13 protein-coding genes and 1 other RNA gene are annotated in these 13,263 nt (G+C 37.6%); 11 read left to right on the forward strand and 3 right to left on the reverse strand.

Annotation, left to right across the window (positions count from 1 at the left end; genetic code table 11):
- Window positions 1-14: 14 nt before the first annotated feature.
- From MKL62_RS06580 to MKL62_RS06620, 9 genes are all read left to right on the forward strand, one after another.
- The gene (locus MKL62_RS06580; protein ID WP_002121786.1) at window positions 15-512 is read left to right on the forward strand and encodes a thioesterase family protein; all 498 of its coding nucleotides are present in this window, start codon (window positions 15-17) and stop codon (window positions 510-512) included.
- Window positions 513-778: 266 nt separating this feature from the next.
- On the forward strand, window positions 779-1,930 hold the full coding sequence (locus MKL62_RS06585) for an EmrA/EmrK family multidrug efflux transporter periplasmic adaptor subunit (RefSeq protein ID WP_000128703.1): 1,152 nt from the start codon (window positions 779-781) through the stop codon (window positions 1,928-1,930).
- 6 nt (window positions 1,931-1,936) lie between these two features.
- Window positions 1,937-3,460 carry a DHA2 family efflux MFS transporter permease subunit gene (locus tag MKL62_RS06590; RefSeq protein ID WP_000857095.1) on the forward strand — a complete coding sequence of 508 codons (1,524 nt, stop codon included), beginning with the start codon at window positions 1,937-1,939 and terminating at the stop codon, window positions 3,458-3,460.
- Window positions 3,461-3,765: 305 nt separating this feature from the next.
- A complete protein-coding gene (gene ggt, locus MKL62_RS06595) occupies window positions 3,766-5,751 on the forward strand; it encodes a gamma-glutamyltransferase (RefSeq protein WP_005129416.1) in 1,986 nt (661 codons plus the stop codon).
- Between the two features lie 165 nt (window positions 5,752-5,916).
- Window positions 5,917-6,276, forward strand: a transfer-messenger RNA (tmRNA) gene (gene ssrA / locus MKL62_RS06600).
- 285 nt (window positions 6,277-6,561) lie between these two features.
- Window positions 6,562-6,993 carry a hypothetical protein gene (locus MKL62_RS06605; RefSeq protein WP_005129415.1) on the forward strand — a complete coding sequence of 144 codons (432 nt, stop codon included), beginning with the start codon at window positions 6,562-6,564 and terminating at the stop codon, window positions 6,991-6,993.
- A 252-nt stretch (window positions 6,994-7,245) separates the two neighbouring features.
- Window positions 7,246-7,833: a hypothetical protein gene (locus MKL62_RS06610; RefSeq protein WP_005129412.1), complete on the forward strand. Its 588-nt coding sequence runs from the start codon at window positions 7,246-7,248 to the stop codon at window positions 7,831-7,833.
- 128 nt (window positions 7,834-7,961) lie between these two features.
- Window positions 7,962-8,879 (forward strand): GIY-YIG nuclease family protein, encoded by a 918-nt coding sequence (locus tag MKL62_RS06615; RefSeq protein ID WP_000529713.1) that lies wholly within the window; start codon window positions 7,962-7,964, stop codon window positions 8,877-8,879.
- Window positions 8,880-9,159: 280 nt separating this feature from the next.
- Window positions 9,160-10,110, forward strand: coding sequence for a hypothetical protein (locus MKL62_RS06620; protein ID WP_005129409.1), 951 nt, complete (start codon window positions 9,160-9,162; stop codon window positions 10,108-10,110).
- Window positions 10,111-10,134: 24 nt separating this feature from the next.
- Here MKL62_RS06620 and MKL62_RS06625 read toward each other — a convergent pair whose 3' ends face one another.
- Window positions 10,135-10,383: a hypothetical protein gene (locus MKL62_RS06625; protein WP_005129407.1), complete on the reverse strand. Its 249-nt coding sequence runs from the start codon at window positions 10,381-10,383 to the stop codon at window positions 10,135-10,137.
- Between the two features lie 20 nt (window positions 10,384-10,403).
- Window positions 10,404-11,147, reverse strand: coding sequence for a DUF8370 family protein (locus MKL62_RS06630; RefSeq protein WP_223236536.1), 744 nt, complete (start codon window positions 11,145-11,147; stop codon window positions 10,404-10,406).
- 320 nt (window positions 11,148-11,467) lie between these two features.
- Here MKL62_RS06630 and MKL62_RS06635 point away from each other — a divergent pair, with 320 nt between their 5' ends.
- Both MKL62_RS06635 and MKL62_RS06640 read left to right on the forward strand, forming a co-directional pair.
- Window positions 11,468-11,806, forward strand: coding sequence for a helix-turn-helix domain-containing protein (locus tag MKL62_RS06635; RefSeq protein ID WP_005129404.1), 339 nt, complete (start codon window positions 11,468-11,470; stop codon window positions 11,804-11,806).
- Window positions 11,799-12,650: an ImmA/IrrE family metallo-endopeptidase gene (locus tag MKL62_RS06640; protein WP_005129403.1), complete on the forward strand. Its 852-nt coding sequence runs from the start codon at window positions 11,799-11,801 to the stop codon at window positions 12,648-12,650. Before MKL62_RS06635 ends, MKL62_RS06640 begins: the two co-directional genes overlap by 8 nt.
- Window positions 12,651-12,815: 165 nt before the next feature.
- On the opposite strand, the gene MKL62_RS06645 is transcribed toward MKL62_RS06640, so the two are convergent.
- The gene (locus tag MKL62_RS06645) at window positions 12,816-13,100 is read right to left on the reverse strand and encodes a hypothetical protein (protein WP_000675273.1); all 285 of its coding nucleotides are present in this window, start codon (window positions 13,098-13,100) and stop codon (window positions 12,816-12,818) included.
- Between the last annotated feature and the right edge of the window lie 163 nt (window positions 13,101-13,263).

A 13,263-nucleotide genomic window follows, 5' to 3' on the forward strand; every position in this document is an offset into this window, starting at 1 on the left:
AATTTAGGCAATGTATGAGTGAAGAAAAGAAAAATTGGACTGGGAACATCCATTTAGGTGCAAAAACTGACTTAACCGTGGTTCTCAACCAATTATGTAAGGCATTTAATAGCTCTCCTTTTTTTAAGCATAGTGGAATGATTATGCGTGTGGTGGACGGGCACATTGAAGGCTATATCGAGATGCAACCCAATTTAATTGGCAATTTGGCATTTCAGATTTTGCATGGCGGTGTTGCTGCAACTTTGCTCGATAGTATTGGTGGAATTGTGGCAATGGAACACCTATATCGCCGTTCAACTCCCGAAACTTTAACTGAAACCATTAAGCAAGTGTCACGTTTGGCAACTGTCGATATGCGTGTAGATTATTTAGCACCGGGGCGTGGTAAATATTTTATTGCACGTGCCGAAGTACTACGTTTAGGTCGTAAGGGCTGTACCATGCGCATGACCATGGTCAATGATGAAGATAAAGCGATTGCTGCCGGCATTGCTTCATATGCCTATTAAGCAATGAATTAAATCATTTAAAAGCGCCAAGTGCGCTTTTTTAGTGTTTGAAAAGCTAAAATTTTCATAAAAACTTTGAGATAAACATTAATTTAATTAGAACGAACGCATGAGTTATAAAATTTTATTCTCATATTATGAGGTTTTAGCGTTAAAATTGTCTCCTTTGACAATGCGGTATGTCTTGTTTATAGAAAAATAAAAACTCTATAACAAGGTGTAGTGCGAGATTGATGGCAAAGCCAACTCATCTTTAGGAACATACCATGACTGATGCACAAAGCAATGTACAAGAAACAGTGCCAACAACATCTGCCTCGGATGACAACATGCAAAACAAGCGCAAAAAATTTCTTGGTTTCTTTGCGCTGATTTTATTGATCGCCGCTATTTTATATGCAATCTGGGCATTATTTTTAAATCACTCGGTGAGTACGGATAATGCTTATGTCGGTGCAGAAACCGCGCAAATTACCTCAATGGTTAGCGGACAGGTCGCTCAGGTTTTGGTAAAAGATACTCAAACAGTACACCGCGGTGATGTGCTGGTTCGTATTGATGACCGTGATGCCAAAATCGCGTTGGCACAAGCCGAGGCAGAGCTTGCCAAAGCAAAACGCCAATATAAACAAACTGCGGCAAACAGTAGTTCTTTAAACTCTCAAGTGGTGGTTCGTGCTGACGAAATTAACAGTGCTAAAGCACAGGTTGCTCAAGCACAGGCCGACTATGACAAAGCTGCTTTAGAACTGAACCGTCGTGCACAGCTTGCTGCCTCTGGCGCTGTGTCTAAAGAAGAACTCACCAAAGCACAAAGTGCGGTTGAAACTGCTAAAGCCGGACTAGAGCTTGCTAAAGCTGGCCTTGCACAAGCGACTTCTAGTCGTAAGGCAGCCGAAAGCACCTTAGCTGCAAACGAAGCGTTAATTCAGGGTGTAAGCGAAACCTCGACTCCGGATGTACAAGTTGCACAAGCGCATGTAGAACAAGCTCAGCTTGACTTGGAACGTACCGTGATTCGTGCACCAGTTGATGGTGTGATTACACGCCGTAATATTCAAGTTGGTCAACGCGTTGCACCGGGTACAAGCATGATGATGATTGTGCCGCTTAACGATTTATATGTAGATGCTAACTTCAAAGAAAGTCAGTTGAAAAAAGTCCGCCCAGGTCAGCCAGTCACCTTAACCTCAGATTTATATGGTGATGATGTTGAATACCACGGCAAAGTGGTGGGCTTCTCTGGTGGTACAGGCTCTGCCTTTGCCTTAATTCCGGCTCAAAACGCAACAGGTAACTGGATTAAAGTGGTTCAACGCTTACCGGTTCGTATTGCACTTGACCCGAAAGAACTTGCTGAACACCCATTACGTGTTGGCTTGTCGATGGAAGCAAAAGTCGACTTATCTGCGAAGTAAACGCTTATGAAAACGCAAACACCTTTTGCCGAGTTAAGCGGTGGCCGTTTACTACTGGCAGCGTTTGTTATTGCCTTGTCGAACTTTATGGTCGTACTTGATACGACCATTGCCAACGTCTCTGTACCGCATATTACCGGTAACCTTGCTGTTTCAAGCACACAAGGGACATGGGTCGTTACTTCATATGCAGTTGCAGAAGCGATTTGTGTACCTTTAACGGGTTGGTTGGCAGGCCGCTTTGGAACGGTGCGGGTCTTTATCTTTGGTTTAATTGGCTTTACGGTCTTTTCTTTCCTGTGCGGTTTGGCAACATCGTTAGAAATGTTGGTGTTTTTCCGTATTGGGCAGGGCCTTTGTGGTGGTCCACTTATGCCACTCAGCCAAACCTTGCTTATGCGTATTTTCCCTCAAGAAAAGCATGCGCAGGCAATGGGCCTATGGGCAATGACCACAGTCGTCGGGCCAATTTTAGGACCAATTTTGGGTGGTCTGATTAGTGATAACCTGTCTTGGCACTGGATTTTCTTTATTAACTTACCGGTTGGTATTGTCTGTGTATTAGCAGCAATGCGCTTGTTAAGAGTAGCCGAAACAGAAACCATTTCTTTAAGAATCGACACTGTTGGTTTAGGTCTGTTAATTCTGTGGATTGGTGCGTTACAGCTTATGCTCGACTTGGGGCATGAACGCGATTGGTTTAATAGCACAAGCATTGTGGTTTTAGCTTTAACTGCCGCCATTGGTTTTGTGGTGTTCCTGATATGGGAGCTGACCGACAAACACCCCGTGGTAGATGTCAAAGTCTTTAGGCATAGGGGCTTTGCCATTTCGGTACTGGCCTTGTCGCTCGGCTTTGGTGCATTCTTTGGCAGTATTGTACTGATTCCGCAGTGGCTGCAAATGAACCTTTCTTATACCGCGACGTGGGCCGGATATTTAACCGCAACCATGGGCTTTGGTAGTTTGACCATGTCACCAATTGTGGCAAAACTTTCGACCAAACATGACCCGCGTGCACTGGCGAGCTTTGGTCTAATTTTGCTGGGTATTGTGACTTTAATGCGGGCATTCTGGACCACAGATGCCGACTTTATGGCACTGGCTTGGCCACAAATCCTGCAAGGTTTTGCAGTACCGTTCTTCTTTATTCCACTGTCTAACATTGCACTTGGTTCGGTGTTGCAGCAAGAAATTGCATCTGCTGCGGGCCTCATGAACTTCTTAAGAACCATGGCAGGGGCGATTGGCGCTTCAATTGCAGTCACAGTATGGGATGACCACGCCAAAGTTGCCCGTAGTGAAATGGTGTCAAACCTACATACCACTGAAGTACAAAACACACTTTTGCAAAACGGTTTTACGGCTGACTCAACGCTCGGAATTATTTCAAATCTAGTCGATAAAGAAGCCATTACCATGTCAGCAAACCATGTGTTTCTGCTATTTGCGATTGTGTTTGTCTTTGCAGGGCTGGTGATTTGGCTGTGTCCAAAACCCAAACAGGTCAGCGGCATGCCTTCTCACTAAATATCAAAAGGCATCTCTTCGGAGGTGCTTTTTTTTTAGGCCTACTACAAAATGAGCGAGTTTATAAATAACAGATTTTGCCTGTATTTAAAGAAATAAAGCATGCCAGAATTGGGCAAATCAGTTATAAAAGAGTGTGATAACAAACAAGGAGACATCACACAGAGCATAAAATAAACACCCTTAATCATTTAATATTATTAAAACTTTATTTTTATCAAAGATTAAAAAACTGAAGACCTGAAAACAAAGAAGCTTGCATGGCAATTGCATGGATAGGCAGGCGTATATATTGGAGTTATCACGTGAATAAAAGATATTCATTTTTGTTCAGTAGTTTATTAGCAGTCGGTTTATTACAAGGATGTGGAGATGACTCCTCGTCAGATCAGCCCAAGGATGATTCAAATACAACCCCGCCCAATTTAATTGTAGATAACGACCCGACCAGTTGTAGCAAACTGGCACAAGACGGTTCAAGCGTGGTGGTCGGTTCAAACCAAAATGGTGACCCCGCCGCGCCAGAGGGTGCATCGGGTTATAGACTCGGTAACACGGTTAAATACGCAGATAAATATATGGTGGTGGCAAACACGCCACTTGCAGTAAAAGCAGGGTGTGATGTTTTAAAAGCAGGTGGTAGTGCAGTTGATGCAGCCGTAGCAGTACAAGCCGTACTTGGTTTGGTCGAGCCACAGTCGAGTACCATTGCCGGTAGTGGTTTTATGATGTATTACGATGCCAAAACCAAGCAAGTCACTGCTTATGATGGCCGTGAAACCGCACCTGCTGCAGCCAACGAATTTTATTTAATTCGCCAAAATATATATGACCCAAATTCACCTGCACCTGTACCAAGTGCCCGCCGTAGCGGTCGTTCGATTGGTGTGCCGGGTGTGATGCGTTTATTGGAACAAGCACAAAAAGAGCATGGCAAACTTAAGTGGAACCAACTTTTTGGTGAAGCGATTGGTTTGGCTGATAACGGTTTTCGCATTCCGGGGCGTTTGGCAGATGCCATTGCAAGTAATGCAAGCAATTTAGCACTCGATGCAAATGCAATGGCGACTTATTTCTACCCAGATGGATCACCACGTAAAGTCGGCGAGACTATGACCAATAAAGCCTATGCCAGGACACTTGAAGCACTCGCTTCACAAGGGGCAAACGCACTGCACACTGGTCCAATTGCGCAAGCCATTGTGGCAAAAGCAGGGCAAACCGTGGGTGATGACCCAGCACGGACTCCAATTACCCCAAGTTTGATGACCTTGCAGGATTTATCGAACTATCAGGTGAAAAAACGCGACCCGATTTGTACGACGTACCGTGACCGTTACTATGTATGTACCATGCCACCTCCATCTTCGGGAGGGATCGCAGTTGCACAGACGTTGGGTATTTTAGAAAACTTTGATATGTCGCTTTATCCACCTAAAAACTCTGAAAATGAAGGTGGTGTGCCCGATGTGATGGGCGTGCATTTAGTGTCTGAAGCAGAGCGTTTGGCCTATGCTGACCGTGACAAATATGTCGCAGATACCGACTTTGTTCGTTTGCCGGCACAGGGTATTCCAAGTTTTATTGATAAAAACTACTTGAAGCAGCGTGCAGCACTGATTAACCCGAACCAAAGTATGGGCGTAGCACCAGCAGGTAATTTCAATACAGCGGCAGGTGTAGATACCACTGTTGAACATGGCACAACTCAGTTCACGATAGTAGATGCCTATGGCAATGTGGTTTCAATGACATCGACTGTTGAATCGAGCATGGGTTCATTCCACATGGTGGATGGTTTCTTGCTGTCAAATCAGTTAACTGACTTTAGCGCAAACCCTTATGACAGCACTGGGGCACCAGTTGCCAACCGTGTAGAAGGCGGCAAACGCCCACGTAGTACTATGGCGCCAACCTTAGTGTTTAAGGGCACCACGCCCGATGAGTTTTATATGGCAACAGGTTCACCAGGTGGCGGTACCATCATTCAATATGTGGTTAAAACCTTGGTGGGTGCATTGGACTGGAACTTAAATGCACAGCAGGCCACTTCGCTTGTAAACTTTGGCGCAACCAATAGCAAAAACACCAATGTAGATAGCTCGAATGTACAGCTTTCCTTAGTTGACCTAATTGAAGGCTTAAAAGCAAAAGGGCATGGCATATCGAACACTGCGCAAACCAGTGGTATTTCAACGATTATGAAAGTAAATATAAATAATCAAAGTAAATACGCAGGTGGGGTAGACCCACGCCGTGAAGGGATCGTGTTAGGCAATGGTGCTTTATAGGCCAAACTTTTAAAAAAAAAGCTGTCATTTTTGGCAGCTTTTTTTATGAGGGGCCTTGAAAAAAACAAAAGGCACTCAATTATGTAAGTATGTTCATCAGTGGCAGACTGTTGATAAAATGCACAGCATTTTATTTTAGTTATGCTATGATGTGCAGACATTCATGGGGATGTTATTGGCTTCGACGCCGGTGATGAAACTCATAGATGCATGCCGAGAGCGCATTTTCTCTCGTAAATAAAATTTGCATTTAAATAGTCGCAAACGACGAAACTTACGCTCTAGCTGCCTAAGGGCCGCTTGTCCGCTTCCTAGAATACTTGTGGTCTGGGAACCCGACTGAAGCGCACGCACACAAGTCCGTATAGAGTCAAGCCTCGGGGCTTTATACCAAACTTAGAGGATCGCACCTTGTACCCTGTTCGTCGGGTCACTTGGTGTTAAAACAATAGACGATATCTAAGCATGTAGTATTCTCGAGCGTAGTGCTGGCGGACGCGGGTTCAACTCCCGCCATCTCCACCAAGATTCGTGAAAAGCCCTGAAACGAAAGTTTTGGGGTTTTTTCTTTTTAAGATTTAAATAATTCAAGTTATAAGCAATATAAGAAGATAATTTTTAACTTCTCCTAAAACTAGGAAAAGGTTTTGTGTAAAAAATAGAGCAAAATCAAAAACTATTATTTTTAGAAAAGATCTATAGAAGTTAGAATAGTGCAGTACTTTAAAAAGCTAACGAAATAAAGATTATATAAATATCTTGTAATATCTAAAATTCCTAGGCAAAAATGATTAAATTAGGTATATCAATATGAAATTAACTTTATTAAAAAAATCCCTTACTTCATTTCTTTTAATCAGCATGTCAATGTTTAGTGCTAATAGCTTTGGCTACACTCCCAAAGATTTACAAGGTATATGGGCAATGCATCCGCTTAATAATGGAATTGCCAACTTAGTTGAGTTTTCAGGAAATACAGCTACTTTACATCCTGTGCAATGTGATTTTGAAACGGGTCTTTATACTGTAGATAGTATTGAAAAATCGAACTTTAAAATTAATAAGCAAAATCAAATTGAGTTGTATAATGAACAGGGAGAGTTCGAGCAAGCATTAAGAATTATAAGTATCACCGATAATCAACTAGTTTTAGAAGAAGCTGCTAGTGACACGATAATGCTGAAATTTCACTATAACAAAATTAACAAGCTAAACCCAAATTGTATTAAATATAAAAAATAATATTTTCAAAAGCTTAGTTTTAATATGGCTGAAATTAAATATCATTTCAGCTATATAACCAACTTGAATTTAATTGGTAAAGAAGTATTTAAATTTTCATTTTATTAAGCTTGAATGAGTCAGAAAGAAGAAGCAATTAATAGATAACAAACACAGCAGAAGTAGAATTTTATATATTCTTTATAAATTCTTACTTGCGTAAAGTTTTGTAATCTCGTTATAGTCTAGCTTCTAATAAAGAGGGGTTAAACTGTGAAAAAAATAATAGGAATATTTTTATTTTCCTTGATATTAGTTGGTTGTGGTAAATCGGCAGAAGATATTGCAAAAGAAAAGCAGGCTCAAGAACAGGCACTTAAAATTAAACAAGAACAAGAGAGAAAATTAAAAGAACAAGCTGAACTTAAAAAAGTTGAGGATGCTGTTCGTTATTATCTTAAAGATGGTGATTCTGCGAAATTTAGAAATGTTATTAAAAATTGTGGTGAGGTAAATGCCAAAAACTCATGGGGTGCTTATGCAGGTTTTTCCAGATTTATAGTTAAATCAGATAAACAAGTAATCTTTGATGAACCTGATAATTACTATTTTGATAGTTTGGTAAAGTTATATTGCCATAAAGATTATTTAGCAAAGTTTCCAGTGGAAACAAGTGAAGAGATAGCAATTGATGCATCTCCAACAGAACAAATATCCGGTGTGGCTGCTGAGGCGGCAGCGGGAGAAACTTTAGAAAATGAAACAAGATCAGTTAGTAAACCTAAGAAAGAGGAGGTAGCTGTTGAGGAATTAACTACTGAAGATACAACATCAGATAATGGTAGTTCTGAAAATTATTAAAATTTAGGAACTAAGGTATTATCTTGATATTTTAAGATTTTAAAAGATAATTTTTCATTTTTGAAATACTGAGAAGAATATCTTTGCTTTAATTGGTTTAGGCTCGGAAAATTTAAAGGGGGAAAGCAGTGGGACAAGGTAAAAGTGTTAAATTGTTTTTGGCTGATGGAACACCTAATGGGATTTTAACAGCTGAAATTATTAACTGGACAGGACATGTGCTTTCTGCCCCTCGTAGTAAATTGGCTGAGTTGATTCAGCGTGATGAATGTACAAAAACAGGTGTCTATTTCCTCATTAGCCATGATCCAGAAAATCCACTATATCCAAGAGTATATATTGGGGAGTCGGATGATGTTGCTAATCGTTTAAAACAACATAACCGAACAGAAGAAAGTGGTGGAAAAGATTTCTGGGAAAAGGTTTGTTTAGTTACAAGTAAAGACCAGAATTTAACTAAATCTCATATCAAATATCTTGAAAGTCGTCTGATGGATATTGCTAAACAAAATGGACAATGTCAGCTCGAAAATGGTACAGCACATAATTATAGTCGCTTACCTGAATCAGATATTGCTGATATGGAGTTTTTCTTAGAGCAAATACAAATTGTTTTGCCTGTATTAGGCTACGATTTTCTCAAGGATTTAAAAAGACCTAGCTATCAACAATACTTATCAAAAACCTATAGTTTTATAGAACCTGAGGTTGATAAAACAGCAAACTTTTATTTAACTAGCCGTGAAGTAGATGCTAACGCACAAGAAATAGATGGAGAGTTTTTTGTTTTAAAAGGCTCACAAGTTCGAAAAGATGTTTCTCAACCTAACTATACATATATGAAGAATTTACGTCCTAGATTATTTGAAAAAGGTATTATTGATCCTGAAAATTTTGTCTTTACCCAAGATTATATGTTTACTAGTCCTTCTGCTGCATCCGCAGTTATACTTGGGAGAGCTTCTAATGGAAGAACGGCATGGAGAGAAGTAAACACAAATTTAACTTATTCAGAGTGGCAACAGAAACAAGTAGATAGTGCATAAGTTTAGAGAGTAGAAAAGAAAAAAATAATTAATTTTTTTATAATTATCAGTCCTTTTTAACAAACAGAACTTTACTTTTATATTGAACTAAGATGATACAAGCATATTGCGATATGCAAGGGACATAGGTATTCAAAAGGAGACAATTAGCTAAATAGTATGCAGGGATATACTCTGAAATTTGGGGAAGTTTTAAAAAGATGATTACTCCGCTGGGGAGCGGTTGATGTAAAAGGTAATTATCTCTTTCTAAATAATTTATAAAATTTGGTTAGATCAAATGAACGACTTGATAACGAGATATTTAAATAATCTGGGGCAGTGGCATGAAGTTGCGCTGACAATGACTAAAGCGATTATTGCAATAGGGGTGTTGTGTTTAGTTGCTTATCTTTTAACAATTAGCTATATCCCTTCAGAAATTAGCTTTGGCGATACACTTATTTTTTTACTGATTTTTGCAGCATTTTCTATTGTTTATACTGCGTTCTGCATGATGCTATTTTTCTTTGGTACCTCTTTAATGCCAGTAACTTGGTTCATCTTAAGTTTGGTTGATAAGTATTTGCCATCTCACGTAAGAATTGGACAAAAACTTCCTTTTCCAAAGATTAGTATTATCACATTGGGAGTATCTATTTACCTTCTATATATTATTCGTGTTTTATTTTTATTAGATTGGAAAATTAATGCCTATATGGGTATTACAGTAAGTCTAATTTCTTTATTTTATTATGCTTTTTACGTTAATCAGAAGAGAGTCAAAGAATATCGTTTAAAGTTTGAAAATTTAAGAGATATTATTGATGATCCTAAAGCAAGTGAAAATCTAAAAAATTTTGCAGAAACAAAGTTAAAGCAATTAGAAATATGGATTAAAAACTCTATACAATCAGCTCTATTTCTTATTCTAACTCCACTAATCTTCATGTTCTTGATTGGAGATGTTGGCAAAATTTTTTTACATTACACAATGCAAAAAACTGGTGTAAGAATAGAAAAAGCGAATTTATACATCAAAGAACCTTATGCCAATCTAATTGAATTACCAAAACTGACCACTAAAAAACTAAGCCAAGACCAAATTTTTATTTTTAGGGGTATGGAAGTCCCTTTTCAAGGAATTGGTAAAAATACTTTAGTTTCTTACAGGGTCAAAGAGATTGAAAAGCAAATTGTGATTCCTAATGAATATATTACTGTAGAGCGAACTGAAAAGACCGATAACTAAATATTTAATAAGCAAAGATAGTAATTATCTTTGCTTATTAGATTGTGAAAGAAGTGATGCCGCTAGTGATTTTGTAGTATCACTATATTTGTCACTTTGTAATACTTTTGATGCTTTTGTCTCCATCTCACTTCCTGTTTGTTTACTTGAATGTGTTTGAGACAAGGCAGAAGCAGCTAACTGTTTTTGTATTGCAGAAGAGGAAGAGTTACGTAATACATCCGATGCTAATGAGCTAACTGCTTTAGATGTTTGTTTCGTATTTTTAGACATAATAAATTCTCCTATGGTGATTAGTCCTTTTTGTGATTTTTCTTATATCGATAGAAAGCAACTTTCTCTCGATATTCCTTTAGAGCTTCTGGGTGATCAGTTATAAATTTCCCCATTCTTTTTTTTCCACCTTTATATTGATCATTTTCCCTCATCTTTTTAAGATCCGCTTTATAGCCTCCTGATTTTGTAGCTCTGATAAAAGATGCACCAGCAGCTATACCTTGATTAACGAAATAGGGGGTTGCGATATTTGTAAAGAAATATGAAGTTCCATACGCTGATTGCTTAGCTAAAGTGTTTATAGGCAATAAAATAATTTGCCCCTTTTCTTTTTCTTCACCGATAAGAGCATGAGGTAAGTCAAAAAAATCTGATTTCCACTCATTATCTAAATGACAAAAGTAATTAACTTTTTTATTTATTCTCTCTAATGGGATATTTAGCTCATTACATTTTTCTTGCGTAAACTCTATAAAATGTTTCATCCCTAGGTTTATTGTTATATCAGAGATAGTATCTAAACCTAATCCTTCAACAACCAATATTAGTTCTTCTAAATCTTCAATTGCACCAGACATAACTGCTTCAGAAGAAGTTAATGCTTCCAGCAATTTAGCAGCTTTTATTTCTCCAGCTCCTCTGCCTTTATAACTTTTCTTTGTCCATCCAATCCCTGTGCCTTTCGGTTCCTGAAAGTGACTACATAATTCCGTTGCCAAAGTCTGATTATTATCTTTTAAGGCGGTTAATAAAGTTTTCATAAATGCCTTAATACATTTATGCGCATTCCTGCAATGAACGTTGTTAGTCATTGCAACACTGTAGGGATCTAGAAATACCTTTGTATCTTTTTCCAACTGCAAGTTAAGAAAGTCTAGAGACTCGGGCGGTGGTACCTTAAAAAAATCAAGAAATGTAGTCAAAGTTTAAACTCCAATGTTGCTGAAACATGATAAAAAGTTCGCTGCACCGAACTAAGATCATTATTTATACTAAATTTTACATAGTCAAGCTTTTTTTTACGCTACTCCGAACTTTTTTCTTGTAAAATATACTCAGTATCAATCAAGAGACATATGAGATGGCAAATACACTTGGTGATAAAATTAGACTTCTTAGAAAAGAAAAAAAACTTACTTTAGAAGCCTTAGCTAATAATGCTGGATTAAGTAAGAGTTACTTATGGGAACTAGAAAATAGAGAATCTCAGAAACCCTCAGCAGAAAAATTATTATCAATAGCTCAAGCTCTAAAAGTTGACGTTGAATTTTTTTTAGAAATGGATTCAAGAACTCCAGAGGAAAAACATATTGATAATGCTTTTTTTCGTGAATATAAAAATTTAAATTCTCAAGAAAAAGAACAAATAAGGAATATAATGGCAGTAATTAAATCATCTTCAGGTAATAAGAATGGATGACAAATTAAGTCCACCAAAAGCTGCTAATAGATTATTAAAGATTATAGATGTTTTTTTTCAGGCGCAAAGTTTAGATAAATTTCCGATTAATGTTGATATGCTTGCATATGAAGCTGCTAATATTTTTAAGTGGAATGATCCTATTACTGAAATTAAAGAAGTCCCAATAAAAAGATTTGATGGCGCCTTATTTAAAAAAAATATCCATCAATGGACTATTTTATATAATCCAACAGTTGAATCATCAGGAAGAATTTTATTTACAAAAGCTCATGAGTTAGGTCATTACATACTTCACAGAACAATACAGGATGAGTTCTTATGTGGTGCCGAAGACTTGCAAACTTATGATATTGCTTCTATTGAAACAGAAGCTAATAAATTTTCATCTTATTTGCTTATGCCAATAGATGATTTTAGAAGACAAATCGATCAAACACAGTTAATCCAATCCTTATCTTTATGTGCATTAAGATATGGGGTTTCTTTAACAGCTGCAATATTAAAGTGGTTAGAATTTACAGAAGAAAGCGTAATTCTAATTAATTCTAGAGATGGTTTTATGAATTGGGCTGTTTCGAGCCGGTCAGCAAAAAATAACGGAGCTTTTTTTAAAACAAAAAAGAATATTATTGAGATACCTGAGCAATCATTAGCTAGTAATAATTTAGTTTTAGAAGAAAAAAATGGTGAAAAGGTACAAGCTAATATTTGGTTTCCATATGCTCATAAAGATGCTTCGGTTATAGAGTATAAAATTACATCAGAAAGATTTGACCATATATTAACTTTAATTTTATTGCCTAGAAATTTAAAGGTATGGAAGCCCAAAGATTTAAATTAAGTTTGATAAGTAGATTTAAAAAATATAATTGTATTATTACTGATAGATGAATAATTAAATTCATTTTATCCAAGGCCCCCGTGCCACAACAGAACTTTAATTTTTTGCGCTGATTTAAAGTCATCCACCATTGCGACACAGAGATAAGGGAGCTAAGCCAAATGCTTAGCCCATGTCGTTTTTATCGCACCGCCGCATCACACTAAAAAAAGTAGGGGCAAAGTCCTGTGGGAGAGCAGGACTTTGCAAACTGACATGTTCTAGGCGTTGCATAAGCTGAGGCGAATACACTTGTTCAAGCCGTTGGTATATACAGTCGCAACTAGCTTGGGTGTGTCCACCCGACAGGCAAATTTTTTCAAATTCCTGCTGCGTGCGGAGGTCACAACCCGAAACGCTGTAATCGCCGACAACGAGGCCTAAAACTAAAATAGTTTTATAAAATTTCATATTATTCTCGTGATGATTTGGGGATATCTCAATGAGAAAAAATAAACCGCTATATTTTAAGTTTTAAAATCATTTTTAAAGGCAATAGTTAACCCGCATATAAAAGCAATAAAATAAAATGACTTAAATTTTAAAATAAAAATAATTTATAAATTTGAAAATT

This window comes from Acinetobacter sp. AOR01_HL, from assembly GCF_027855455.1.
Classification (GTDB): Bacteria; Pseudomonadota; Gammaproteobacteria; order Pseudomonadales; family Moraxellaceae; genus Acinetobacter; species Acinetobacter baumannii.

Bases quoted from the DNA above. Each gene is read 5' to 3' on its own strand.
- MKL62_RS06635 (WP_005129404.1), top strand. From the start codon at position 11,468: ATGGCAAATACACTTGGTGATAAAATTAGACTTCTTAGAAAAGAAAAA.
- MKL62_RS06620 (WP_005129409.1), top strand. From the start codon at position 9,160: ATGAACGACTTGATAACGAGATATTTAAATAATCTGGGGCAGTGGCAT.
- MKL62_RS06630 (WP_223236536.1), bottom strand. From the start codon at position 11,147: ATGAAAACTTTATTAACCGCCTTAAAAGATAATAATCAGACTTTGGCA.
- MKL62_RS06645 (WP_000675273.1), bottom strand. From the start codon at position 13,100: ATGAAATTTTATAAAACTATTTTAGTTTTAGGCCTCGTTGTCGGCGAT.
- MKL62_RS06605 (WP_005129415.1), top strand. From the start codon at position 6,562: ATGAAATTAACTTTATTAAAAAAATCCCTTACTTCATTTCTTTTAATC.
- MKL62_RS06580 (WP_002121786.1), top strand. From the start codon at position 15: ATGAGTGAAGAAAAGAAAAATTGGACTGGGAACATCCATTTAGGTGCA.
- MKL62_RS06640 (WP_005129403.1), top strand. From the start codon at position 11,799: ATGGATGACAAATTAAGTCCACCAAAAGCTGCTAATAGATTATTAAAG.
- MKL62_RS06625 (WP_005129407.1), bottom strand. From the start codon at position 10,383: ATGTCTAAAAATACGAAACAAACATCTAAAGCAGTTAGCTCATTAGCA.
- MKL62_RS06590 (WP_000857095.1), top strand. From the start codon at position 1,937: ATGAAAACGCAAACACCTTTTGCCGAGTTAAGCGGTGGCCGTTTACTA.
- MKL62_RS06585 (WP_000128703.1), top strand. From the start codon at position 779: ATGACTGATGCACAAAGCAATGTACAAGAAACAGTGCCAACAACATCT.